This window comes from Klebsiella sp. D-Nf1, from assembly GCF_002810515.1.
In the GTDB taxonomy this organism is placed as follows: domain Bacteria; phylum Pseudomonadota; class Gammaproteobacteria; order Enterobacterales; family Enterobacteriaceae; genus Klebsiella; species Klebsiella variicola.
The window spans coordinates 550,461-573,434 of the sequence record NZ_PIOK01000003.1; the positions used below are offsets into that span (position 1 = coordinate 550,461).

A 22,974-nucleotide genomic window follows, 5' to 3' on the forward strand; every position below is an offset into this window, starting at 1 on the left:
CGTTGTTTACGCTTTGAGGAACCCGTGATGAGTGAGGCAGAAGCCCGCCCGACTAACTTTATCCGTCAGATCATTGATGAAGATCTGGCTACCGGTAAACATACCACCGTTCACACCCGCTTCCCGCCGGAGCCGAACGGTTATCTGCACATTGGCCATGCGAAATCCATCTGCCTGAACTTCGGCATCGCGCAGGATTATCAGGGCCAATGCAACCTGCGTTTCGATGACACCAACCCGGTGAAAGAAGATATCGAATACGTTGAGTCGATTAAAAACGACGTGCAGTGGTTAGGTTTCCACTGGTCCGGGGACGTTTGCTACTCGTCTGATTACTTTGATCAGCTGCATCAGTATGCGGTTGAGCTGATCAACAAAGGTCTGGCCTATGTTGATGAACTTTCTCCTGATGCAATTCGCGAATACCGCGGCACCCTGAAAGCGCCGGGTAAAAACAGCCCGTATCGCGACCGCAGCGTGGAAGAAAACCTGGCGCTGTTCGAAAAAATGCGCAGCGGCGGCTTCGAAGAGGGCAAAGCCTGCCTGCGTGCGAAGATCGATATGGCGTCGCCGTTCATCGTGATGCGCGACCCGGTGCTGTACCGCATTAAGTTCGCTGAACATCATCAGACCGGCAACAAGTGGTGCATCTACCCGATGTATGATTTCACCCACTGCATCAGCGATGCGCTGGAAGGCATCACCCACTCGCTGTGTACCCTGGAATTCCAGGACAACCGCCGCCTGTACGACTGGGTGCTCGACAACATCAGCATTCCGGTTCACCCGCGTCAGTATGAATTCTCGCGTCTGAATCTCGAATACACCGTGATGTCCAAGCGTAAGCTGAACCAACTGGTGACCGAGAAGCACGTGGAAGGCTGGGATGACCCGCGTATGCCGACTATCTCGGGTCTGCGTCGTCGCGGCTACACCGCTGAATCCATCCGCGAGTTCTGCAAGCGCATCGGCGTGACCAAGCAGGACAACACCATCGAGATGGCGTCGCTGGAGTCCTGCATTCGTGAAGATCTGAATGAAAACGCCCCGCGCGCGATGGCGGTGATCGATCCGGTGAAACTGGTTATCGAGAACTATCCGCAGGGCGAAAGCGAAATGGTGGCGATGCCGAACCATCCGAACAAGCCGGAAATGGGCAGCCGCGAAGTGCCGTTCAGCGCCGAAATCTGGATCGATCGCGCTGACTTCCGCGAAGAAGCCAACAAACAGTACAAGCGTCTGGTGCTGGGTAAAGAAGTGCGTCTGCGCAATGCCTACGTGATCAAAGCGGAACGCGTGGAGAAAGATGCCGAAGGCAATATCACCACTATTTTCTGCACCTACGATGCCGATACCCTGAGTAAAGATCCGGCCGACGGTCGCAAGGTCAAAGGCGTGATCCACTGGGTGAGTGCGGCGCATGCGCTGCCGGTGGAGATCCGTCTTTACGATCGCCTGTTCAGCGTACCGAACCCGGGTGCGGAGGAAGATTTCCTCGCGGTGATCAATCCGCAATCACTGGTGATCAAACAGGGATATGCGGAGCCGAGCCTGGCGCAGGCCGAAGCAGGCAAAGCTTACCAGTTTGAACGTGAAGGTTACTTCTGCCTCGACAGTCGCTATGCAACCGCAACCAGTCTGGTGTTCAACCGCACTGTCGGGCTGCGTGATACCTGGGCGAAAGTCGGCGAATAAATTTCCCTTCCTGTAAAAGCGCCGCACCTTGCGGCGCTTTTTTTGTTTCAGAATCAGCTAATTAAACTTTTTATTTTCGCGATGCGAATTAATCCTGTTACTGCACGGTAATAAATAGCGCTTCTGATGTTTCCCGTCACATACAAAAAACCAATGTAATCGCTTTCAATTCTCGCTTTTTTCCCTGATTTTGCAATGACTTCCATAACAAAATCATCAGAGATAAGACTGTAACAAAAAGACATAAATTATGTGCGCTTTGTCATAATCTTAAGCTTTGCCTCACGAAAAACATTGATAATTCGCGTCACGAAAAATAGTCTATCTACAGTGGTTTCGCGGCCTTTTTCACCGCCCCACATTTTGCAGTTTTATTTATTTTTTTAGCGAATGACCGTTGGTCTTCGCCTTTTAAAACGTCAAAGAGGATATGCACATGCGTACGTTTAGTGGCAAACGTAGTACGCTGGCGCTGGCTATTGCCGCCGTCACCGCGATGTCGGGCTGGGTTGTGATTCCGCAGGCCAGTGCAGCAGGATTTATCGATGATTCAACCTTAACCGGCGGTATCTATTACTGGCAGCGTGAGCGTGACCGTAAAGATGTGACCGACGGCGACAAATATAAAACCAACCTTTCCCACTCCACCTGGAACGCCAACCTGGACTTCCAGTCCGGCTATGCCGCCGATATGTTTGGCCTTGATATTGCTGCATTTACCGCGATTGAAATGGCTGAGAACGGCGATAGTGGCCACCCGAACGAAATCGCTTTCTCGTCGCGCAACAAAGCCTATGACGAAAATTACTCTGGCGATAAGAGCGGCATCAGCCTGTATAAGGCCGCTGCAAAATTCAAATACGGTCCGACGTGGGCGCGCGCGGGCTATATCCAGCCAACCGGCCAGACCCTTCTGGCGCCGCACTGGAGCTTTATGCCAGGTACCTATCAGGGGGCGGAAGCCGGGGCTAACTTCGACTACGGTACTGCGGGCGCATTAAGTTTCTCCTATATGTGGACGAACGAGTATAAAGCGCCATGGCATATCGAGATGGACGACTTCTATCAGAACGACAAGAAAACCAAAGTCGATTATCTCCACTCCGTCGGTGCCAAATATGATTTCAAAAATGACCTGGTGCTGGAAGCGGCATTTGGTCAGGCACAAGGCTATATCGATCAGTATTTTGCAAAAGCCAGCTACAAATTTGACGTCGCCGGCGCGCCGTTGAGCACCAGCTACCAGTTCTATGGTACCCGCGATAAGGTCAGCAACGGCGGCATCAACGATATCTATGACGGCACCGCATGGCTGCAGGCACTGACCTTTGGCTATAAAGTGGCGGATGTGCTGGACCTGCGTCTGGAAGGTACCTGGGTGAAGGCCGAAGGCCAGCAGGGCTACTTCCTGCAGCGTATGACCCCAACCTACGCCTCTTCCAACGGCCGTCTTGATATCTGGTGGGATAACCGCTCCGACTTCAACGCCAATGACGAAAAAGCGGTCTTCTTCGGCGCGATGTATGACATGAAAAACTGGGACATGCCGGGCTGGGCGTTTGGCGCGTCTTATGTGTACGCCTGGGATGCGAAGCCGGGGAGAATGTCCTCACCGGATGCGTACTACGATCCGAACTATCGCCTGAAAGAGTCAGCTTACAGCCTGGATGCACTGTATACCGTGCAGGAAGGCCGGGCGAAGGGCACCCTGTTCAAACTGCACTTTACCCAGTACGACAACCATTCCGATATTCCGAGCTGGAGCGGCGGCTACGGCAACATCTTCCAGGATGAGCGCGACGTGAAGTTCATGGTTATCGCCCCGTTCACTATTTTCTGATGCCTGCGCGGCGGGCGTGAGCCTGCCGCACCTCTGGGAGAACGACAATGAAAAAAATGCTGCTTATTGCCATGATGGCATCGGGTTTGGTGGCCTGCGCCACGTCACCAGCGCCAAAAGAAGACACCAAACTCAAAGATGCCTATAGCGCCTGTATTAATACGGCGGAAGGGAATCCGGACAAGATTGAAGCCTGTCAGAGCGTACTGAATGTGCTGAAAGAGGATAAACAGCACCAGCAGTTTGCCAACCAGGAGAGCGTTCGCGTGCTGGATTACCAGCAGTGTATTCAGGCCACTCGTACCGGCAACGATCAGGCGGTGAAAGCGCGCTGCGACCAGATCTGGAAAGAGATCCGCAGCAATAATAATACCCTCCATTAAGTCAGACGGCTGTGGCAAACGGGCGGAGCGCATCTCCGCCCGTTTGTTTTTTTAGCGTTGACTCTCCGCCGGTTGATAGCCGCGGCTCAGGCGTACAAACAGTAGCGCGGTGGCAACGAATCCGCACAGCGCAGCGCACATCAGCCACCAGCCCGGTGAACTTTTATCACCGGTAAGCTCGACCAGGGCGGTAGAGATAGCCGGCGTCAGGCCGCCGAAAATGGCAGTAGCGAGACTAAAGGCCAGAGAGAAGCCCACGGTGCGGACGTACACCGGCATCACTTCGGTGAGCGCCGCCACCATCGCGCCGTTATACATACCAAAGAAGAACGAGAACCACAGCAGGACCAGCGTCATACGCGTAAAATCGGGCGCGGCGGTGAGCCAGTGCATCACCGGCCAGGTAGTGAGCAGCGCCAGCAGCGTAATGCCCATCAGCACCGGGCGACGACCGATCCGGTCAGAGATCGCCCCGCCAATCGGTAACCAGATAAAATTAGAGATGCCCACCAGCATGGTCACCAGCAGGCTGTCGCGAGCGCTGAGGTTCAGCACTGCCCTGCCGTAGGTCGGCGTATAGACGGTGATAAAATAAAAGGTGGTGGTGGTCATCGCCACCAGTAACGTCCCCGCGGTAATAATGCGCCAGTTCCTGGCGATGGTGGTCAGGATCTCTTTGGTATCCGGGCGGTGTTTACGCTGCAGGAACTCTTCTGTCTCCTGCAGCGAGCGGCGCAGCACGAAAATCAGCGGAATGATCAGACAGCCAATGAAGAAGGGAATGCGCCAGCCCCAGTCAGCGATCTCCTCATGCTCCAGCGTGGCGTTCAGCGCATAGCCAATCAGCGCCGCCATGACGATAGCCACCTGCTGGCTGGCGGACTGCCAGCTGGTATAGAACCCTTTATTGCCCGGTGTGGCGATTTCCGACAGATAGACCGACACCCCGCCAAGCTCGACGCCCGCGGAGAACCCCTGCAGCAAGCGGCCTACTAACACCAGGATCGGCGCCAGCACGCCGATGGTCTGATAGCCAGGCACCAGGGCGATGAGTAGCGTCCCGCAGCCCATGATCGCCAGGGTGACCATCAGCCCTTTGCGGCGCCCGATTCTGTCGATATAGGCACCGAGGACCACCGCACCGATGGGGCGCATCAGGAAGCCCGAACCAAACACCGCAAAGGTCAGCATCAGCGCCGCAAACTCGCTCTCCGCCGGAAAGAAGGTGCGGGCGATATAGGTGGCATAAAAGCCAAACAGGAAAAAGTCGAACTGTTCAAGAAAATTACCGCTGGTCACGCGGAGGATAGCGCCGACGGTGCCGGCGCGCGTGGGTTGTTGCGTCATAGGGTGTGCTCTCCATTGTCTTTATCTTGTTGTTATTGGGTTCAGAGGGAGTGGGTCAGTCGCCGGCGACACCCACCTGTTTTCCGCGCCGCTTCTCAATCGCCCACTTGAGTAACGCCGCACAGCGGTAAAATCCGTGGGCAAATTTTCCGTAGGGAAGGGTTAAGAACAGGGCCATTACCACCCCGAGGTGAACAGCGAGCAAAATACCCATCCATGAGGTATCCCGTCCCGCCAGCAGCGCCAGGCCGGTGAAGCTGGTCAGCAGCAGTAGCAGGATAAAGCCGCGGTCCATCGGTTTTTGTCGTGCATCGCCGTGCAACGGCGACCGGCGCAGGTTTAGCCACAGCAGGCCAGCCGGGCCGACCAGCAGGCCGATGCCGCCGAGGGTCCCCAGCAGCACCGGGACGCTGAAGAACGGGTAGGGGGCCTCCAGGCCGGCGAAATAGTGATAGCCGGTGGCTACCACGGTGGCGGCGAAGCAGAGCATAAAGCCGTAGAAGGTGAAGTGGTGGAAACGGCGGCGCATCAGCGTGAAGGCGTCATCGGCTTCGTTGCAGCCTTTACCGTGCCCGCCATCGAGATATTTCAGCGTCAACGCATCCTGTGAGGCCTTGGCGATATCAACAGGCTGCGGCTGGCCCGGGGAGATCTCGCGCCAGAAGCGGATCACCCCGGTCATCAGTAAGCCAATCGCCAGCACGAAGACCGAACCAAACATCCACGCTAGCAGGTTATGCGGGAATATCTGATAGAAATCGCCGGCCAGAGGAGAGTGAAGCAGCGAGCCTTTAAGCCCCATCGCCAGCAGCAGAAAGAAAATCAGTCCGCCGACCAGCGCCAGCACGGTGGTCACGCCAGCCCGGTGGTACAGGCTGCCAAAGGCCGCAGGCTGGGCGTAGTGTTGATAGGTCTCGAGCCGAACTTCGGCCATCGCCTTCGGAACATTAATGGCAAACTCGTGCGGCGGCGCGTACTGGCAGGCGTGCAGGCAAGCACCGCAGTTATGACACAGGTTAGCCAGATAGTTAATATCCGCTTTGCCAAAGGCCAGGCGCTGGGTCATCGCCGGAAATACGGCGCAAAACCCTTCGCAGTAGCGGCAGGCGTTACACACCTGCATCACCCGTTCGACTTCCGCCTCCGGCTCGGTGATGATCTGCGCCTCAATGATCAGCTTCTCAAGCGACTTCATGGTGTTTCTCCTGCTGTGCCGCCCGGGCGGCTTGCTGGCCGGCGATGCGGCCGAAGGTAGTGCCGATCGACATCCCGACGCCGGCGGTGTAGCCCTTGCCCAGCACGTTGCCGGCCATCATTTCCCCGGCGACAAACAGATTACGGCTGGGTTTGCCGGCGAAGTGGACGGCGGCGGTTTTGTCGACGTAGAGCCCGAGGTAGGTGAAGGTGATCCCCGGACGGAGGGCGTAGCCGTAGTAAGGCGGCGTATCGAGGGGCCGCGCCCAGTGGGTCTTTGGCGGCGTCAGGCCTGCCGTCGCGCAGTTATCCAGGCGGGTATGATCGAACTGGCCCGGTGCGCAGGCGGCATTATATTCGGCGATGGTTTGCGTTAAGCGTTCGCTGTCCAGGCCGAGCTGGCGGGCCAGCTCGGGAAGGGTGTTGGCCTGAGCGCCGGGAAAGACGGGCGGCATAAAGTGGCCGATGGCTTTGCTGTCGATGATCGAGTAGCCGATCTGTCCGGGCTGGTGGGCGACCAGCCGGCCCCAGATGGCATAGCGTTTGGGCCAGAAATCTTCCCCTTCATCGTAAAAGCGGTCGGCATCGCGGTTGACCACCACCCCCAGCGACACGCAGTCGACGCGGGTGCAGATCCCGCCATCGTAGAGCGGCGCCCGGGCGTCAATGGCGACGCAGTGGGACTGCGAGGGATCGCCGATGATATCTGCCCCGGCGTCGATCATAAACTTGAGCAGCACCCCCTGGTTGAAGCGGGTGCCGCGGATGAGGAAGTTATCGGCGGGCCATTCACCGCGGTCATTTTGCCCCCAGGCCTCGCGCAGCCACTCGCGATTGGATTCAAATCCGCCGGCGGCGAGGACGCAGCTTTTCGCAACAATCCGTTCCTCGCCCGCCAGCGCGGCGACGAATTCGCCGTTGCGCAGCTCGAGAGCCTGTACCGGGATGTTGTAGCGGATCTGCACCCCCATCTGCTCCGCGCTGCGGTAATAGGCATTGACCAGCGCTTTGCCACCCCCCATAAAAAAGGCGTTGGTGCGGGCCACGTGCAGGGCGCCGGAGAGCGGTGGCTGAAAGTTCACGCCGTGCTGGCGCATCCAGTCCCGGCATTGTGACGAGGTGCGGATCACCAGTCGGGCCAGCGCTTCGTTGGTGTTACCCTCGGTGACGCGCAGCAGATCTTGCCAGTACTCTTCTTCCGGGTAGCTGTCGACCAGCACGTCCTGCGGCGCATCGTGCATACAGCGCAGGTTACGCGTGTGCTGCGAGTTGCCGCCGCGCCACTCCCGCGGCGCCGCCTCCAGCAGCAGCACCGAGGCGCCAGCTTCCCGGGCGGTTAAGGCGGCGCATAGCGCGGCATTGCCGCCGCCAATCACCAGTACATCGACCATTATCGGCTCCCTTACAATTTAATTAATTGTTAAATTTGTAATGGAAATGTAGGCGGTAACGGCAGTGGGGCGCTATGGTGTAGTGCTAAAGAGGGGTTTAGTGAGTGTAAAGGGTGGCGCCTGGCCAGCGGTCAGACTCCACCAGCTGACGCATGACTTTGCTGAGTATCACTCGAGCCGCAAGGCCTGCCGGAGTGAGTTCATCATCGGACAGACTGACCAGAAAGTTGGGGCGACTGAGTACCGGATTAACGACGTCGATCACCCTTAGCGCCTGATGGTCGAGATGGGAAATGGCGGCCCCGGGCTGCAGGGTGGCCCCCAGTCCGCTGCGCACGGCCTGCATCAGCAGAGCCAGACCGTCAATGTCCGCCACCACCTCAACGCTGAGATTGTGTTGCTGGCAAACCGCCTCCAGCCTGCCGCGCAGGCCGTGGCCCTGGCTTGGCATAATCAACGGCAGGGCGGTGAGCTGGTCAGGAGAGATGTGGTCCTCCTGCAGGGGGGCCAACAACGTATGGGTGCCAATCAGGAACAGGCGTTCTTCCAGCACCGGTCTGGCGCTCCAGCGCAGGATCTTTTCCTGCTGGAAAACGATAGCTAAATCGAGCTGGCGGGTGTTGATCATCCGCTCCAGATTACCGGAGAGGCTTTCCACCAGATGCAGGCGCACGTCGGGATAGCTTTCGCGCATCGCATTGATGAACGGGACGCCGAGAACGGAGGCGGTGCTGGGGGCCATGCCGACGCTAACGTGGCCTGACAGGCGCGCCTCGCGGGCGGCGAGGATGGCATCATCGGCATGGCGCAGCGCCAGCTGTGCCTGCGAGTAGAAGGCGAGCCCCGCGCTGGTGGGCGTGACCCCGCGGGAGGTCCGCTGCAGCAGGCGAATGGCCAGTTCGTTTTCCAGGCGCGCGATCTGCTGGCTGAGCGCCGAGACGCCGATATTGAGATCGAGCGCGGCGCGTCCCATGCTGCCGGTTTCAACAATGCGCACAAAATAGCGTAGCTGGCGAAGTTCCATATCAACTCTCCGGACAAAACGGGGACGCGGGAAGGTCACCTTTGGGACGAGAGCGGGAAGGGCGGCAGAGGCGCCCATAAAAAAGCCAACCGGCAGGTTGGCTTTTCAGTCTCAGCGAAGCGGGAAATTATTTTTCCACCGCGTCGTGGGCGTGTTCGTCCTCGCGGCAATCACCTTCCGCACAGTGACCGTACAGATACAGACTGTGGTTGGTCAGGCGGATACCGTGGCGGGAGGCAATTTCACGCTGGCGCAATTCGATCGAGTCATCGCTGAATTCGATCACTTTGCCGCAGTCGAGGCAAATCAGGTGATCGTGGTGATGCTGCTGGGTCAGTTCGAAAACGGATTTACCGCCTTCAAAATTATGACGAGTCACGATACCGGCATCATCAAACTGGTTGAGTACGCGGTAAACAGTCGCCAGACCGATCTCCTCGCCCATGTCGATCAGGCGTTTATATAAGTCTTCCGCACTGACATGATGGTTATCCGGTTCCTGCAGCACTTCAAGGATTTTCAGTCGAGGAAGTGTGACTTTCAGGCCAGCCTTCTTTAATGCGGTATTGTTGTCAGTCATGCGGAATCTGTCCTGTTGCTAAACGATCTACTTCCTTCAACGGAAGTCATACAGAAATTAACCCGACGTAATGCGTCTCATTATAGAACTGCCACTGGTAAATGAAAACTGCAAGCATCAGGCCTGGTTTGCTGTCAAAAACGAGGCACCAGCTACAAACTGCGTCACGTGCCTCGTAGAATCAGAGGACATTGTACAGATATGTGATTAAAAGTTAAAAACTTGTAGCTATTAGTTTGATTGCTTTTGTCTATTAATGCGACGCAACTCAATGATTGCGCCGCTTAATCATCAGGCGTTTTTGATTTCTTCGAGGTGCAGCTCTTCGGCAACCTGCTTCACCCATTTCTCAACGCGCTCGTTGGTCAGCTCCGGCTGGCGGTCTTCATCGATGGCGAGGCCGACGAAGTGGTCGTCATCCGCCAGGCCTTTGGAGGCCTCAAAATGATACCCGGCTGTCGGCCAGTGACCGACGATGGTCGCGCCGCGCGGCTCAATGATGTCGCGGATGGTGCCCAGCGCGTCGCAGAAGTATTCTGCGTAGTCTTCCTGGTCGCCACAGCCGAACAGCGCCACCAGTTTACCATTGAAGTCGATCTCTTCCAGCGTCGGGAAGAAGTCGTCCCAGTCACACTGTGCTTCGCCGTAGTACCAGGTGGGGATACCGAGCAGCAGAATGTCATGGGCTTCCAGGTCTTCTTTGCTGCTTTTGGCAATGTCGTGAACATCAGCAACATCTTTACCAAGCTGCTTTTGAATCATTTTTGCAATATTTTCGGTGTTGCCGGTGTCGCTGCCAAAAAAGATGCCGATGATTGCCATGAGTAAAATAACCTCTTGAAACTTAAATGATGTGGTAGGGACGCGATGCCCATAGATAACGGCAATCATAGCAGAACAGGCAAGGGCGCGGAAACAGCAATCACGCCCGACTGCACACTCTGCTACACGAATGCGGATTTTTCGCGGAAAGTTAGACTTTTCCCTGGCTGTGCAGGGCGCGCAATTGGGTCATCAGCATCTCTTCAATGAGATCACTGCGGCTCATATTACGCGCTTCCGCCAGTTCATTGAGCGCATCGACCGCGTCGGCGTTGAGTTTTAACTCGACGCGCTTCAGCCCGCGAACCTTATCGCGTTTCAGCTGGTTACGTTTGTTGATGCGCAGTTGTTCATCGCGCGACAGCGGATTGGTTTTCGGTCTTCCCGGGCGACGCTCGTTTGCGAACAAATCTAATGTCGTACGGTCCGTTTGTTCTTTTGCCATGATTCTGAGTGACTTCGGGGAAACAAGCAGCCGGGCTTTAGCCGGCGCAGATAGCGCGCCATCATACATCAGGCGAACGGCTGCGCCAACGACCGCGGGCATTCTGCGGCGCGGTCGGGCATATTTTAGCCAATCAGGCGGCGATGCTCGTCAGATAGCGGCGGATGGCGCGTAACACCGCTTCGGGTTTCTCGGCATGCACCCAGTGTCCGGCGCCGGCGATGACGTGCGCCCGGGCCTGCGGGAACTGCGCCAGCAGCGCGTCGCGGTAGGCGTCGGTCACATAGGGCGAGTTGCCGCCGGGAATAAACTGTGTCGGATGCGGCCAGGCCGGAATAGTTTCCCAGCCGACGATATGCGGGTACTGGTCCCACAGCACCGGCACGTTAAAGCGCCATTCGCCGTCGACAAAAGATTTCAGCAGAAACTGAATCACGCCTTCTTCCCGCAGATGCTCGCGCATCACCTGCGCCGCCTGCTGGCGGCTGCTGGCGGGGGAGTCGCTGACGGCGCGGATAGCGGTGAAGATCTCATCATGGCGGCGCACATGATAATCCACCGGCGCGATATCGATCGCCACCAGTCCGCTGATCCGTTCCGGCGCCAGCGCGGTGAGCGCCATCACCGCTTTCCCGCCCATCGAATGGCCGATAAAGGTGGCGCGCTCGATCTGGTGCGCGTCGAGCGTATCGAGCAGATCCTGCGCCATCGCGGGGTAGGTCATCTCTGGCGATCGCGGCGACAAACCGTGGTTGCGCATATCGACCTGCACAATATCGTGGTCGGCGATCAGGTCGCGGGCGAGGATGCCCAGGTTGTCCAGGCTGCCAAACAGACCGTGGACTAGCACGATCGGGGAGTGGTTGTGCGGATTCTGTGCAGATTGCGCTCGGCTATTTAATTTCATGGCAAAGTTCTTTTTTTCGCTCCGTCGGGTTAGGGTATTATGTTGGACATTCTGCCATCCGGCTGCAAGACCCAGAAGTTTTCTGAGTTTTACCGCCATCCTGGTTTGACGCTATCCGCGGTTGGGATTTGAACTTATAATCCCAACGATTTGTATTCAGAAAAGATATCGCACTGGATTAAGATGAAAACAATTGAAGTTGATGATGAACTCTATCGCTATATTGCCAGCCATACTCTGCATATCGGCGAGAGCGCATCCGACATTTTACGGCGCATGCTGAAATTTTCCGCCGTTTCCCAACCGGCTACACCGGTCAGCAAAGCCGCGCCGGCACTGGCGCCAGCGCCTGCCGTTGAGGTGAAACCCGCTAACCCGGCGAAAGATAAAGTCCGCGCCATGCGCGAGCTGCTGTTATCTGATGAATACGCCGAGCAGAAGCGCGCGGTGAACCGTTTTATGCTGGTGTTGACGACCCTCTATTCCCTGGACAATAAAGCATTTGCTGAGGCGACCGAGTCTCTGCATGGCCGCACGCGCGTCTACTTCGCAGAAGATGCGCGTACGCTGCTGAAAAGCGGTAATCAGACCAAACCAAAACAGGTTCCTGGTACACCGTGGTGGGTTATCACTAATACCAATACCGGCCGTAAATGCAGCATGATTGAGCACATCATGCAGTCGATGCAGTTCCCTGCGGAGCTAATCGAAAAGGTTTGCGGCACGATCTAGCTTTTTAACATTTGCACCAGAAGGATCAGGCAATGGCAATCGATAAACGTGCGGGGCAGCCTGCGCAACAGAGTGATTTGATTAACGTCGCCCAACTGACTGCTCAGTACTACGTGCTGAAGCCTGAAGTCGGTAATGCGGAGCATGCGGTAAAATTCGGCACCTCTGGCCATCGCGGTAGCGCGGCGCGCCACAACTTCAACGAACCGCATATCCTGGCCATCGCCCAGGCCATTGCGGAAGATCGTGCGAAGAACGGGATCACCGGTCCGTGCTATGTCGGCAAAGATACCCACGCTCTCTCCGAGCCGGCGTTTATTTCGGTGCTGGAAGTGTTAACCGCCAACGGCGTTGACGTGATCGTGCAGGAAAACAACGGCTTCACTCCGACGCCGGCGGTCTCCAATGCGATTCTGGTGCATAACAAGAAAGGCGGTCCGCTGGCAGACGGCATTGTGATCACCCCGTCCCACAACCCGCCGGAAGATGGTGGTATTAAGTACAACCCGCCAAACGGCGGCCCGGCTGATACCAACGTCACCAAAGTGGTGGAAAACCGTGCCAACGAACTGCTGGCCGCGGGCCTGCAGGGCGTGAAACGCATTTCTCTGGACGCGGCGCTGGCTTCTGGTCACGTTAAAGAACAGGATCTGGTGCAGCCGTTCATTGAGGGGCTGGCGGACATCGTCGACATGGCGGCGATCCAGAAAGCGGGCCTGACGCTGGGCGTCGATCCGCTGGGCGGGTCCGGTATCGAATACTGGAAACGCATTGGCGAACACTACAAGCTCAATCTGACCATTGTGAACGATCAGGTTGACCAGACTTTCCGCTTTATGCACCTCGATAAAGACGGCGCCATCCGTATGGACTGCTCCTCAGAGTGTGCGATGGCGGGCCTGCTGGCGCTGCGCGATAAGTTCGATCTGGCGTTTGCTAACGATCCGGATTACGACCGCCACGGGATTGTCACCCCAGCCGGGCTGATGAACCCGAACCACTACCTGGCGGTAGCGATCAACTACCTGTTCCAGCATCGTCCGCAGTGGGGCAAAGAGGTGGCGGTGGGTAAAACGCTGGTCTCCTCCGCGATGATTGACCGCGTGGTGAACGATCTGGGCCGCAAGCTGGTGGAAGTGCCGGTGGGCTTTAAATGGTTTGTCGACGGCCTGTTCGACGGCAGCTTCGGCTTCGGCGGCGAAGAGAGCGCCGGGGCCTCCTTCCTGCGCTTCGACGGCACGCCGTGGTCCACCGATAAAGACGGCATCATCATGTGCCTGCTGGCGGCGGAAATCACCGCGGTGACCGGGAAAAACCCGCAGGAGCATTATAACGAACTGGCTGAACGCTTCGGTGCGCCGAGCTATAACCGTTTGCAGGCTTCCGCAACTTCCGCGCAGAAAGCGGCGCTGTCCAAGCTCTCTCCGGAAATGGTCAGCGCTGACACGCTGGCGGGCGATCCAATTACTGCCCGTCTGACCGCGGCGCCGGGCAACGGGGCGGCGATTGGCGGCCTGAAGGTGATGACCGACAACGGCTGGTTCGCGGCGCGTCCGTCAGGCACCGAAGACGCCTATAAGATCTACTGCGAAAGCTTCCTCGGCGAAGAGCATCGCAAGCTGATTGAAAAAGAAGCGGTAGAGATTGTCAGCGAAGTGCTGAAGAACGCCTAACGACGCACTACCATCAGGCCCCTTGCGGGCCTGATTTTTTTCGCAAGGATAGCGATGAAAATACAACGGAAGACCCTGTTTTTATTCTGGGCGTGGATGGATCTCTTTTTCGTCCTGCAATTCTTATGGTGGAATATTGCCCACCGCCGCCTCCCTTTTTACGACGATCTGCTGGCTTATCTCCAGTTGCTGCAGACTTACGGAGCCGCGGCGGCCTGGCTGTACCCGCTGAATGTTCTGCTGATTATCAGCATCCCGCTGTCGATGATCCTTTTTTTCCGCCAGAGCCGCTATGCGCTGTGGCTGGCCTGGGGGCAGGCGCCGCTCAGGCTGGTGTTTATGCAACCTTCGCTGTCACTGGGTCTGTGGCTGATTCAGGCTGCCGGCATCAGGCATGTAGCGATCCTGGCAGGTTTTCTGCTGCTCTCTGAAGGGCTGAAAATCGCCAGCCTCTGGTACTGCAGAGGCGGGGCTCAGGGCATAAAGCGATAGCCAATGCCGGTTTCAGTCAGCAGATGCTGCGGCCGTGCCGGATCGGCCTCCAGCTTTTGTCGCAGATGACCCATATAGATCCGCAGATAGTGGCTGTGCTCCACGGCGTTAGGCCCCCACACCTGATTCAGCAGCTGACGCTGGGTCAATACTTTACCGGGATTATTCAACAACGCCGTCAGCAGGCGAAACTCGATGGGCGTCAGGTGGATCTCTTCGCTGCCGCGCAGGATGCGGCGGGCGGGGATATTGACCTCCAGGTCGGCGAAGCGCACCACTGGCTCATCGTCCTGCGCCGCGCCGTGGCGACGCAGCGCAACGCGCAGGCGGGCCTGCAATTCGCCGATGCCAAAGGGTTTACTTAAGTAGTCATCAGCGCCGGCATCCAGGGCGGCAATTTTGTCATGCTCTTCGCTACGCGCTGACAGGACGATAATTGGCATCTGGCTCCACTGGCGCAGATCGCGAATAAAATCAATGCCGTCACCATCCGGCAGGCCCAGATCGAGGATCACGAGGTCGGGCTTACGAGTGGCGGCTTCAATCAGCCCACGTTGCAGGGTTTCCGCTTCAAATACGCGCATGCCGTCGGCTTCCAGCGCGGTGCGTAGAAAGCGACGGATAGCGTGTTCGTCTTCGATAATCAGAACGTTAATCACAATTCCTCAGGTAGCTCTTCCAGTTCAGGGGGCGCTTCTCTCGGCAGTGTAACACGGAAAGAGGCACCGCCCTCGGGCCGGTTGCTGGCGGAGATGGTCCCGCCGTGGACGTCGACGATGGCCTGACAGATGGCAAGGCCCAGCCCGACGCCAGGGATCGCCGACTCTTTGTTGCCGCGGGCGAATTTATCAAAGATAGCCTGTTCCTGGCCCGCCGGGATCCCCGGACCGTTATCCCATACCTCCAGCGACAGCTGCCGGGCGTCCGCCTCGGCGCGGATGCCGATGTTCGCCCGGGCGCCGGCATACTTATGGGCATTTTCCAGCAGGTTGATCAGCACCCGCTCGAACAGCGGCCCGTCGACATGCACCAGCTGGAGGGGATCGGGGAGATCCAACTGAATGTGCTGGCCGCCGAGGCTCGGTTCGAGCATGCGCAGCGCGCTGCCGACCACTTCCTCCAGCGTCAGCCACTCCTTATGCAGATTAAAGCCGCCGGACTGGATCCGCGCCATATCCAGCAGGTTGTTCACCAGCCGGGTGGTGTTGAGTACATGCTGGCGAATTTCGTTGGCCTGCGGGGCATGTTTTGAACCTTCGCTGGCCAGATCGAGGGTCAGAATTTCCGCCTGGCCAAACAGCACGGTCAGCGGAGTACGCAGATCGTGCGACAGGGCGGCGAGCAGCGAGTTACGCAGGCTTTCCCGCTCGCTGGTCAGCCGGGCCTGCTCTTCGCTGGCGGTCAGGGTGAGGCGCTCCAGGGCGCTGGCCACCAGCAGGGTGAAGGTCTCCAGCAGCCGCTGCTGCTCCGGGATCATCAGCTGGCGCAGATTCTCCGGTTCCACCACTAAGAGCCCCCAGGTGCGGGCGGCGCTCTTCAGCGGTAAAATTTGGTACGGCACGCCGGGCAGGGTATCGGTGCCGGCGCCGGCAGGCTGCCCCTTATCAAAGCTCCAGCGGGCGATGGCGTCATCCCATGGGGTCAGCCCTGGCTGGTGGGTTAAGGGCAGCAGTTTTCCCTGGGCGTCCGGCAGCAGCAACTGGCTGCGGGCCTGAAAGGTGGAGGCGATGAAGCGCTCGCTGGTGGTGGCGATATCCTGCTGGCTACGACCCACCGCCAGTGCTTTAGACATCTCATACAGGTGGCGGGTACGGCGTTCACGGTAGCGCGCCACCCGCGCCTGGTAGCGTACGCCGGCGGTGAGGTTACCGATAAGCAGGCCCACAGTGAGCATCACGCCGAAGGTGAGCAGATACTGGACATCTGACACCGCCAGCGTCCCGCGCGGGGCGACAAAAAACAGATCGAAGCTGATAACGTTGATCACCGTCGCCAGCACCGACGGCCAGCGGCCATAGACCAGGGCGATGATCACCACCCCCAGCAGATAGAGCATCACCAGGTTGGCGGCTTCGAAGGCCATCAACCACTGCATGGCCACCAGGGTGATGATGGCGCATAGCGCCACCGCCACCGCGCAGCCCTGCAGCTGCAGGCGCCACTTTTCCAGCGCCGTACGGCTGTCGTTGGCCCGCGCAGGGAGAGGGGACGGTTTTTCATCGAGGGCGATCACCACCAGATCGAGGTCCGGCGCATGGCGAGCCAGACGGTCGGCGAAGCCGCTGCGATCCCACCAGCGGCGTTTGCGCTGGCGGCCGATGACGATTTTGCCGAGGTTATGCTCGCGGGCGTAATGGAGGACCGCTTTCTCTTCCGACGGGTCGGAGAGGGTCGCGGTTTCGGCGCCCAGCTCCTGGGCCAGACGCAGCGCGGCGAGAATAGCCCGCCGCCGGGCTTCCGGCAGGCGGTGCAGGGAAGGGGTCTCGACATACACTGCATGCCAGACGCTGCCCAGGCGGGCGGCGAGCCGGGCGGCGGCGCGCACCAGCTTTTCGCTGCCGGTGTTGTGCCCGATACAGAGCAGGATCGCATCGCGGGTGTGCCAGACTTTCTCCTGGCCCTGGCGGTCGCGCCAGGCACGCATCTGTTCATCGACGCGGTCGGCGGTGCGGCGCAGAGCCAGCTCGCGCAGCGCAATCAGGTTTCCCTTGCGGAAAAAGTTTTCGATGGCGCGCTCGGCCTGGCCGCCGATATAGACTTTGCCCTCATTGAGCCGCTGGCGCAGATCGTCAGGGGGGAGGTCCACCAGCACCACGTCGTCTGCGGCGTCAAAGAAGGGATCGGGGACGGTCTCCCGCACCTGAACGCCGGTGATCCCGCTGACGACGTCATTCAGGCTTTCCAGATGCTGGACGTTGACGGTGGTAAAGACATCAATCCCGGCATCCAGCAGTTCATCCACATCCTGCCAGCGCTTCGGATGGCGGGACCCGGGCGCATTGCTGTGCGCCAGCTCATCCACCAGAATCAGCGCCGGACGGCGGGCGAGGGCGGCGTCGAGATCGAACTCATAGACGTACCGCCCACGATGAGCGAGCCGCCGCGGCGGCAGAGTGCTCAGGCCCTGCAGCATCGCAGCGGTCTCTTTTCGGCCGTGGGTCTCCGCCACGCCAATCAGAATATCCAGCCCCTGGGCGCGCAGCCGCTGCGCTTCCGCCAGCATCGCCCAGGTTTTCCCCACCCCGGCGCAGGCGCCGAAGAACACTTTCAGTTTGCCGCGATGCGGGGCGGCGGTGTGCTGTAGCAGGCGGTCAGGGTCCGGGCGCAGCGGCTCGTCACTCATTTACTTATCCTTCAGGGCATCCAGCGCCATATTGAGTTGCAGTATATTGACCACCGGCTGACCAAGGAAGCTCAGCAGCGGGGTTTGTGTGGCCTGGTTCACCAGCAGGGTCACCTGCTCAACGCTCAGCTGGCGCGCTTTAGCCACCCGGGGCACCTGCCACAGTGCGGCGGCCGGGGTCAGGTTGTTATCGAGACCGCTCGCTGAGGTGGTGACCAGCTCGACCGGTACCCGCCGGTCGGCGTCCGGGTTAGCGGCGCGCAGAGCCTGTACGCGCTCGCTCACTGCTTTATCCAGCGCCGGGTTGCTGGCGGCGAGGTTGCTGCCGCCCGAGGCCATCGGATTATCCGCCGTCTCAGCGGTGGCCGACGGGCGGCTCTGGAAATAGCCAGCTGCGCTAAAGTTCTGGCCAATCAGTCCGGAGCCGCGCACCTCACCGTTCAGGCGGATCAGCGAGCCGTTGGCCTGTGAGTTAAACCACCATTGTCCCAGACTGGTGGTGAGCAGAGGATAGACGCCGCCGGTGAGCAGCGTTAACAGAATAAATAGCACAAGCGCTGGACGAATCAATGACATAGTTTTTTCCTCACACCAGACCGCTCAGGGTTAGCAGCAGGTCAATGGCTTTAATACCGATAAAGGGCACCAGCAGACCGCCGAGGCCGTAGATCCACAGGTTGCGGCGCAGCATAGCCGACGCGGAGAGCGGACGATAGCTCACGCCTTTCAGGGCCAGCGGGATCAGGAAGACGATGATCAGCGCGTTAAAGATGACGGCGCTAAGGATCGCTGACGACGGCGAATGCAGGCCCATCACGTTCAGCATGGCCAGCTGGGGATAGACCGCGGCAAACGCTGCCGGAATAATGGCGAAATATTTCGCCACGTCGTTGGCAATACTGAAGGTGGTCAGCGAGCCGCGCGTCATTAACATCTGTTTGCCGATATGGACCACCTCAATCAGCTTGGTGGGGTTGGAATCCAGGTCGACCATGTTGCCCGCTTCCTTCGCCGCCTGGGTGCCGGAGTTCATGGCCACCGCCACGTCGGCCTGAGCCAGCGCGGGCGCGTCGTTGGTGCCGTCGCCGGTCATCGCCACCAGCCGACCTTCCGACTGGTACTGGCGGATCAATGCCAGCTTGGCTTCCGGCGTCGCTTCGGCGAGGAAATCATCGACCCCGGCCTCGGCGGCTATCGCCGCGGCGGTCAGGCGGTTATCGCCGGTGATCATCACCGTTTTAATGCCCATTTTGCGCAGCTGGGCGAAACGTTCTTTGATACCACCTTTGACGATATCTTTGAGCGAAATAATCCCCAGCACCTTTTCCCCTTCGGCGACCACCAGCGGCGTGGCCCCCTGGCGGGCGACCTCTTCGACCTGCTTATCGACATCGGCAGGGAAGTGGCCGCCGTTGGCCTCCACGTGGCGGCGAATGGCGTCCACCGACCCTTTGCGGATCATGCGTTGATCAATATTGATGCCGCTCATCCGCGTTTGCGCGGTAAAGGGGACAAAGGTGGCGTGCAGCGACTGCAGATCGCGTTCGCGCAGGTTAAAGCGCTGTTTCGCCAGCACCACGATGCTGCGCCCCTCAGGGGTTTCATCCGCCAGCGAGGAGAGCTGGGCGGCGTCGGCGAGGGTTCGCTCTGCCACGCCGCGCGCCGGCAGGAAGGCAGAGGCCTGGCGGTTGCCGAGGGTAATGGTCCCGGTTTTATCCAGCAGCAGGACATCGACGTCGCCAGCGGCTTCCACCGCGCGGCCGCTGGTGGCAATCACGTTGGCGCCGAGCATACGGCTCATCCCGGCGACGCCGATGGCCGACAGCAGCCCGCCGATGGTGGTCGGGATCAGGCACACCAGCAGGGCGACCAGCACGGTAACGCTGACCGCATTGCCGCTCCACGCCGAGAACGGCCAGATGGTGGCGGTGGCCAGCAGGAACACCAGCGTCAGGGCGATCAGCAGGATCGTCAGGGCGATCTCGTTCGGCGTTTTACGGCGCTGGGCGCCTTCCACCATGGCGATCATCCGGTCGAGGAAGGTTTCTCCCGGGTTCACGCTGCAGCGGATCACCAGCCAGTCGGAGAGAATGCGCGTCCCGCCGGTCACCGAGGCAAAATCGCCACCGGATTCACGGATCACCGGGGCAGACTCGCCGGTAATGGCGCTTTCGTCCACCGAGGCGCCGCCTTCGATGACTTCACCGTCGCAGGGGATAATATCCCCGGCTTCCACCAGCACCACGTCGCCCTTGCGCAGGTCTTCCGCCGGCACGTGGTCGACCGTCGCGTCATGCTGCGGGGCGCGCAGTTTGCGGGCGAAGGCCGTTTTTTTCACCCCTTTCAGGCTGTTGGCCTGGGCTTTGCTACGGCCTTCCGCCATCGCTTCGGCAAAGTTGGCGAACAGCACGGTAAACCACAGCCAGATACTGACGGCAGCGGTAAAGGTGGCGCTACCGGTCAGGGCGCCGCCAGCCATCGCGATCGCCAGCAAGGTAGTTAACAGGCTGCCCACCCAGACGATAAACATCACCGGATTGCGCCATTGCACCATCGGGCTGAGTTTTTTCACGGCATCCAGCAGCGCCTGGCGCACCAGCGTCGGCTCCAGCAGGGCTAATTGTTTGCGACTCATAACAGGGTGCTCCGCATCGCTCAAAGTAAGGTAAAGTGTTCAGCCAGCGGGCCAAGCGCCAGCGCAGGAATAAAGGTCAGGGCGCCCACCAGCAGCACGGTACCGATCAGCAGACCGATAAACAGGGCGTCGTGGGTGGCCAGGGTACCGGGACTGGCTGGTTGAATTTTCTTCACCACCAGCGAGCCGGCAATAGCCATCACCGGAATGATGACGGCGAAGCGGCCGACCAGCATGCAGAACGCCAACAGCAGGTTCCAGAACGGCGTCGCCGCACCCAGGCCAGCGAAGGCGCTGCCGTTGTTATTGGCTGCCGAGGTGACGGCGTACAGCACCTCGCTAAAGCCGTGTGGTCCGGGGTTGAACATCCCGGCGCGGCCAGCTTCGGTCATCATCGCCAGTGCCGTGCCAAGCAGTACCAGCGTCGGGGTGACCAGAATGGCCAGGGCGATCATTTTCATTTCCCGGACATCGATTTTCTTCCCGAGGTACTCCGGGGTGCGGCCGACCATCAGTCCGGCGATAAACACCGCCAGCATGACGAACAGCAGCATGCCGTACAGGCCCGAGCCGACGCCGCCGAACACGACTTCGCCAATCTGCATCAGCCACATCGGCACCATGCCGCCCAGCGCGGTGAAGGAGTCATGCATGGCGTTGACCGCGCCGCAGGAGGCGGCAGTGGTGATCACCGCGAACAGGCTACTGGCGAGAATACCGAAGCGGCTCTCTTTACCTTCCATATTCAGGCTGCTGTCGGCGCCCAGCGTCAGCAGGTGTGGGTTACCGCGAGTTTCCGCCCACATCACCACGGCGACGCAGAGGATAAAGATCAGCGTCATTGCCCACAGGATGGCGCGCCCCTGGCGGCGATCGCTCACTACCTCGCCGAAGGCGAAGCACAGCGCCGCCGGGATAAGGAAGATCGCCAGCATCTGCACGAGATTGGTCAGCGCGGTCGGGTTTTCAAACGGGTGAGCGGAGTTGGCGTTAAAGAAACCGCCGCCGTTGGTGCCCAGCAGCTTAATTGCTTCCTGCGAGGCGACAGGCCCCATCGGCAGCAGCTGGTGCGCCCCTTCGAGGGTGGTAAAGGGCTGGTAGGCCAGCAGATTCTGCGGTACCCCTTGCTGAATAAAGAACAGAGCGACCAGCAAGGAGAGCGGCAGCAGCAGCCACAGGGTAATGCGTGTCAGGTCGACCCAGGCATTGCCAAGGGTGGACATTTTCTGCCGGGCAAAGGCACGGGTCAGGGCGAAGACCACGGCGATCCCGGTGGCGGCAGAGAGGAAATTCTGTACCGTCAGGCCGACCATCTGGCTGAGATAGCTCATGGTGCTTTCGCCGGCGTAAGCCTGCCAGTTGGTATTACTGACAAAGCTGATCGCCGTGTTGAGCGCCAGATCCCACGACAGCCCCGGCAGGTGCTGCGGGTTAAACGGCAGCACGCCCTGGAGCATCAGCAGGGCAAACAGCGCCAGGCCGCCGAGCGCGTTAAACAGCAGGATTGCCAGCAAATACTGCAGCCAGCCCATCTCCTCGGCGCGGATCCCGGCCACGCGCCACAGGACGCGCTCGACCCCGGCCAGGCCGGGAAGCGGGATATCGTTCACCATCCTCGCCAGACACGTCCCCAGCGGGCGCGCCAGCACCAGCAGCACCAGCAGGAAGCTGGCTAATAATAAAAATCCCTGGGCAGCCATCAGAATGCCTCCGCGTGTATCAAGGCATAAACCAGATAAGCCAGTAACAGGAACACCAGCCCAACGCCAGTGAGTACGCCTGCAGTCACAATCCACCTCCGGGTGTCTTTTTGATTTACCAGGAGAATAGGAATTACGGCGCAAAGATTTTGCAAAAATCGGCGGGCACGGTGTAAAAAAAGTATAAAAATGGCAAAGGCACAATTTAACTGATGATTAGTATTAATTTAACTTTTTCGTAACTAATTTACGTGGTGAATGTAAATTAAGTATAAATACGTGCTTTTTAGTGGTCGGATGAGTAGTAAAATTACAACCAGAGCGGTATTATTTTGCTCAGACAAACATGGTTATTTTTACCGGCGCTGCTTGCCGGCCTGACAAAGGGGAGAGAAATGATGGCGTTGTACAAAGCTTATCCTGCTCATATTATTTTGCTGCGTCGTGCTTTCGCCGTCGTGGCTGGCGTCGCGGCGCTGCCGGTGATGCTGTTCTGGAAAGATCGCGCCCGCTTCTACAGCTGGCTGCACCGGGTGTGGTCGAAAACCAGCGAGCAGCCGGTGTGGATGGCGCAGGCGGAAAAAGCCGCTCACGATTTCTATTAATCCGCCCTGCTGCGACGCAGACAATAACCGCCGGTTGCCCCCGGCGGTTTTTTTTCGTCGCTTGTCTACACTCGTTTTCATGCGCCGCAGTGGAATTGGCAGGTGCTTATTTTGCCGGAGCGCGCTATTTTTTCCGGCTTATATCATGAGATGAGTTTTGCTGACG

The 22,974-nt window shown here is 58.8% G+C and carries 22 protein-coding genes; 7 read left to right on the forward strand and 15 right to left on the reverse strand.

Features of this window, described 5'->3' with window-relative positions:
- Positions 1-27 precede the first annotated feature (27 nt).
- Entirely contained in the window at positions 28-1,695 is a 1,668-nt protein-coding gene (gene glnS / locus CWM54_RS16450) for a glutamine--tRNA ligase (RefSeq protein ID WP_100697803.1), read from the forward strand.
- A gap of 53 nt (positions 1,696-1,748) precedes the next feature.
- On the opposite strand, the gene CWM54_RS29515 is transcribed toward glnS, so the two are convergent.
- Entirely contained in the window at positions 1,749-1,901 is a 153-nt protein-coding gene (locus CWM54_RS29515) for a hypothetical protein (protein ID WP_413773491.1), read from the reverse strand.
- Positions 1,902-2,131: 230 nt separating this feature from the next.
- Here CWM54_RS29515 and chiP point away from each other — a divergent pair, with 230 nt between their 5' ends.
- Both chiP and chiQ read left to right on the forward strand, forming a co-directional pair.
- On the forward strand, positions 2,132-3,535 hold the full coding sequence (gene chiP / locus CWM54_RS16460) for a chitoporin ChiP (protein WP_100697806.1): 1,404 nt from the start codon (positions 2,132-2,134) through the stop codon (positions 3,533-3,535).
- A 47-nt stretch (positions 3,536-3,582) separates the two neighbouring features.
- Complete coding sequence (gene chiQ, locus CWM54_RS16465; RefSeq protein ID WP_100697808.1) at positions 3,583-3,918, forward strand: ChiQ/YbfN family lipoprotein; 336 nt, start codon at positions 3,583-3,585, stop codon at positions 3,916-3,918.
- 51 nt (positions 3,919-3,969) lie between these two features.
- Here chiQ and CWM54_RS16470 read toward each other — a convergent pair whose 3' ends face one another.
- The 8 genes from CWM54_RS16470 to ybfF all read right to left on the reverse strand — a co-directional run bounded on the left by CWM54_RS16470 (position 3,970) and on the right by ybfF (position 11,628).
- Complete coding sequence (locus CWM54_RS16470; protein WP_061155333.1) at positions 3,970-5,265, reverse strand: MFS transporter; 1,296 nt, start codon at positions 5,263-5,265, stop codon at positions 3,970-3,972.
- Positions 5,266-5,320: 55 nt separating this feature from the next.
- Positions 5,321-6,460 (reverse strand): tricarballylate utilization 4Fe-4S protein TcuB, encoded by a 1,140-nt coding sequence (tcuB, locus tag CWM54_RS16475; protein WP_100697810.1) that lies wholly within the window; start codon positions 6,458-6,460, stop codon positions 5,321-5,323.
- On the reverse strand, positions 6,447-7,850 hold the full coding sequence (gene tcuA / locus CWM54_RS16480) for an FAD-dependent tricarballylate dehydrogenase TcuA (protein ID WP_100697812.1): 1,404 nt from the start codon (positions 7,848-7,850) through the stop codon (positions 6,447-6,449). Before tcuA ends, tcuB begins: the two co-directional genes overlap by 14 nt.
- A 97-nt stretch (positions 7,851-7,947) precedes the next feature.
- A complete protein-coding gene (gene tcuR / locus CWM54_RS16485) occupies positions 7,948-8,874 on the reverse strand; it encodes a tricarballylate utilization LysR family transcriptional regulator TcuR (RefSeq protein ID WP_100697814.1) in 927 nt (308 codons plus the stop codon).
- 127 nt (positions 8,875-9,001) lie between these two features.
- Positions 9,002-9,454, reverse strand: a complete 453-nt coding sequence (fur, locus tag CWM54_RS16490; RefSeq protein ID WP_002894761.1) for a ferric iron uptake transcriptional regulator — start codon at positions 9,452-9,454, stop codon at positions 9,002-9,004.
- Positions 9,455-9,745: 291 nt separating this feature from the next.
- Positions 9,746-10,276 (reverse strand): flavodoxin FldA, encoded by a 531-nt coding sequence (gene fldA / locus CWM54_RS16495; protein WP_002894765.1) that lies wholly within the window; start codon positions 10,274-10,276, stop codon positions 9,746-9,748.
- A 151-nt stretch (positions 10,277-10,427) separates the two neighbouring features.
- Complete coding sequence (gene ybfE / locus CWM54_RS16500) at positions 10,428-10,721, reverse strand: LexA regulated protein (RefSeq protein WP_012542441.1); 294 nt, start codon at positions 10,719-10,721, stop codon at positions 10,428-10,430.
- Between the two features lie 133 nt (positions 10,722-10,854).
- Complete coding sequence (gene ybfF, locus CWM54_RS16505; protein ID WP_100697816.1) at positions 10,855-11,628, reverse strand: esterase; 774 nt, start codon at positions 11,626-11,628, stop codon at positions 10,855-10,857.
- Between the two features lie 183 nt (positions 11,629-11,811).
- On the opposite strand from ybfF, the gene seqA reads away from it, so the two are divergent.
- Genes seqA through CWM54_RS16520 form a run of 3 tightly spaced genes read left to right on the forward strand, consistent with a single transcriptional unit; the run spans position 11,812 to position 14,525 of the window.
- Positions 11,812-12,360 carry a replication initiation negative regulator SeqA gene (gene seqA / locus CWM54_RS16510; protein ID WP_012542439.1) on the forward strand — a complete coding sequence of 183 codons (549 nt, stop codon included), beginning with the start codon at positions 11,812-11,814 and terminating at the stop codon, positions 12,358-12,360.
- A 32-nt stretch (positions 12,361-12,392) separates the two neighbouring features.
- Positions 12,393-14,033, forward strand: a complete 1,641-nt coding sequence (pgm, locus tag CWM54_RS16515; RefSeq protein ID WP_002894773.1) for a phosphoglucomutase (alpha-D-glucose-1,6-bisphosphate-dependent) — start codon at positions 12,393-12,395, stop codon at positions 14,031-14,033.
- Positions 14,034-14,087: 54 nt separating this feature from the next.
- On the forward strand, positions 14,088-14,525 hold the full coding sequence (locus tag CWM54_RS16520) for an arginine:ornithine antiporter (protein ID WP_100697818.1): 438 nt from the start codon (positions 14,088-14,090) through the stop codon (positions 14,523-14,525).
- On the opposite strand, the gene kdpE is transcribed toward CWM54_RS16520, so the two are convergent.
- From kdpE to kdpF, 6 genes are read right to left on the reverse strand one after another with little or no spacing between them, the layout of a single operon-like run.
- Positions 14,507-15,184 carry a two-component system response regulator KdpE gene (kdpE, locus tag CWM54_RS16525; RefSeq protein WP_100697820.1) on the reverse strand — a complete coding sequence of 226 codons (678 nt, stop codon included), beginning with the start codon at positions 15,182-15,184 and terminating at the stop codon, positions 14,507-14,509. The genes CWM54_RS16520 and kdpE overlap by 19 nt on opposite strands.
- On the reverse strand, positions 15,181-17,868 hold the full coding sequence (gene kdpD, locus CWM54_RS16530; protein ID WP_100697822.1) for a two-component system sensor histidine kinase KdpD: 2,688 nt from the start codon (positions 17,866-17,868) through the stop codon (positions 15,181-15,183). The genes kdpE and kdpD overlap by 4 nt, the downstream gene beginning before the upstream one ends.
- Positions 17,869-18,444, reverse strand: coding sequence for a potassium-transporting ATPase subunit KdpC (kdpC, locus tag CWM54_RS16535; protein WP_100697824.1), 576 nt, complete (start codon positions 18,442-18,444; stop codon positions 17,869-17,871).
- A gap of 10 nt (positions 18,445-18,454) precedes the next feature.
- A complete protein-coding gene (gene kdpB / locus CWM54_RS16540) occupies positions 18,455-20,503 on the reverse strand; it encodes a potassium-transporting ATPase subunit KdpB (protein WP_100697826.1) in 2,049 nt (682 codons plus the stop codon).
- A 20-nt stretch (positions 20,504-20,523) separates the two neighbouring features.
- Positions 20,524-22,203: a potassium-transporting ATPase subunit KdpA gene (gene kdpA / locus CWM54_RS16545; protein WP_100697828.1), complete on the reverse strand. Its 1,680-nt coding sequence runs from the start codon at positions 22,201-22,203 to the stop codon at positions 20,524-20,526.
- Positions 22,203-22,292 (reverse strand): K(+)-transporting ATPase subunit F, encoded by a 90-nt coding sequence (gene kdpF, locus CWM54_RS16550; protein WP_020323459.1) that lies wholly within the window; start codon positions 22,290-22,292, stop codon positions 22,203-22,205. Before kdpF ends, kdpA begins: the two co-directional genes overlap by 1 nt.
- Positions 22,293-22,598: 306 nt before the next feature.
- Between kdpF and CWM54_RS16555 the strand changes: the two genes are divergently transcribed.
- Entirely contained in the window at positions 22,599-22,808 is a 210-nt protein-coding gene (locus CWM54_RS16555; RefSeq protein WP_162677839.1) for a DUF2517 family protein, read from the forward strand.
- Positions 22,809-22,974 lie beyond the last annotated feature (166 nt).

Coding starts and splice junctions, on each gene's coding strand:
- glnS (WP_100697803.1), top strand. CDS start 28: ATGAGTGAGGCAGAAGCCCGCCCGACTAACTTTATCCGTCAGATCATT.
- CWM54_RS29515 (WP_413773491.1), bottom strand. CDS start 1,901: ATGGAAGTCATTGCAAAATCAGGGAAAAAAGCGAGAATTGAAAGCGAT.
- chiP (WP_100697806.1), top strand. CDS start 2,132: ATGCGTACGTTTAGTGGCAAACGTAGTACGCTGGCGCTGGCTATTGCC.
- chiQ (WP_100697808.1), top strand. CDS start 3,583: ATGAAAAAAATGCTGCTTATTGCCATGATGGCATCGGGTTTGGTGGCC.
- CWM54_RS16470 (WP_061155333.1), bottom strand. CDS start 5,265: ATGACGCAACAACCCACGCGCGCCGGCACCGTCGGCGCTATCCTCCGC.
- tcuB (WP_100697810.1), bottom strand. CDS start 6,460: ATGAAGTCGCTTGAGAAGCTGATCATTGAGGCGCAGATCATCACCGAG.
- tcuA (WP_100697812.1), bottom strand. CDS start 7,850: ATGGTCGATGTACTGGTGATTGGCGGCGGCAATGCCGCGCTATGCGCC.
- tcuR (WP_100697814.1), bottom strand. CDS start 8,874: ATGGAACTTCGCCAGCTACGCTATTTTGTGCGCATTGTTGAAACCGGC.
- fur (WP_002894761.1), bottom strand. CDS start 9,454: ATGACTGACAACAATACCGCATTAAAGAAGGCTGGCCTGAAAGTCACA.
- fldA (WP_002894765.1), bottom strand. CDS start 10,276: ATGGCAATCATCGGCATCTTTTTTGGCAGCGACACCGGCAACACCGAA.
- ybfE (WP_012542441.1), bottom strand. CDS start 10,721: ATGGCAAAAGAACAAACGGACCGTACGACATTAGATTTGTTCGCAAAC.
- ybfF (WP_100697816.1), bottom strand. CDS start 11,628: ATGAAATTAAATAGCCGAGCGCAATCTGCACAGAATCCGCACAACCAC.
- seqA (WP_012542439.1), top strand. CDS start 11,812: ATGAAAACAATTGAAGTTGATGATGAACTCTATCGCTATATTGCCAGC.
- pgm (WP_002894773.1), top strand. CDS start 12,393: ATGGCAATCGATAAACGTGCGGGGCAGCCTGCGCAACAGAGTGATTTG.
- CWM54_RS16520 (WP_100697818.1), top strand. CDS start 14,088: ATGAAAATACAACGGAAGACCCTGTTTTTATTCTGGGCGTGGATGGAT.
- kdpD (WP_100697822.1), bottom strand. CDS start 17,868: ATGAGTGACGAGCCGCTGCGCCCGGACCCTGACCGCCTGCTACAGCAC.
- kdpC (WP_100697824.1), bottom strand. CDS start 18,444: ATGTCATTGATTCGTCCAGCGCTTGTGCTATTTATTCTGTTAACGCTG.
- kdpB (WP_100697826.1), bottom strand. CDS start 20,503: ATGAGTCGCAAACAATTAGCCCTGCTGGAGCCGACGCTGGTGCGCCAG.
- kdpA (WP_100697828.1), bottom strand. CDS start 22,203: ATGGCTGCCCAGGGATTTTTATTATTAGCCAGCTTCCTGCTGGTGCTG.
- CWM54_RS16555 (WP_162677839.1), top strand. CDS start 22,599: ATGATGGCGTTGTACAAAGCTTATCCTGCTCATATTATTTTGCTGCGT.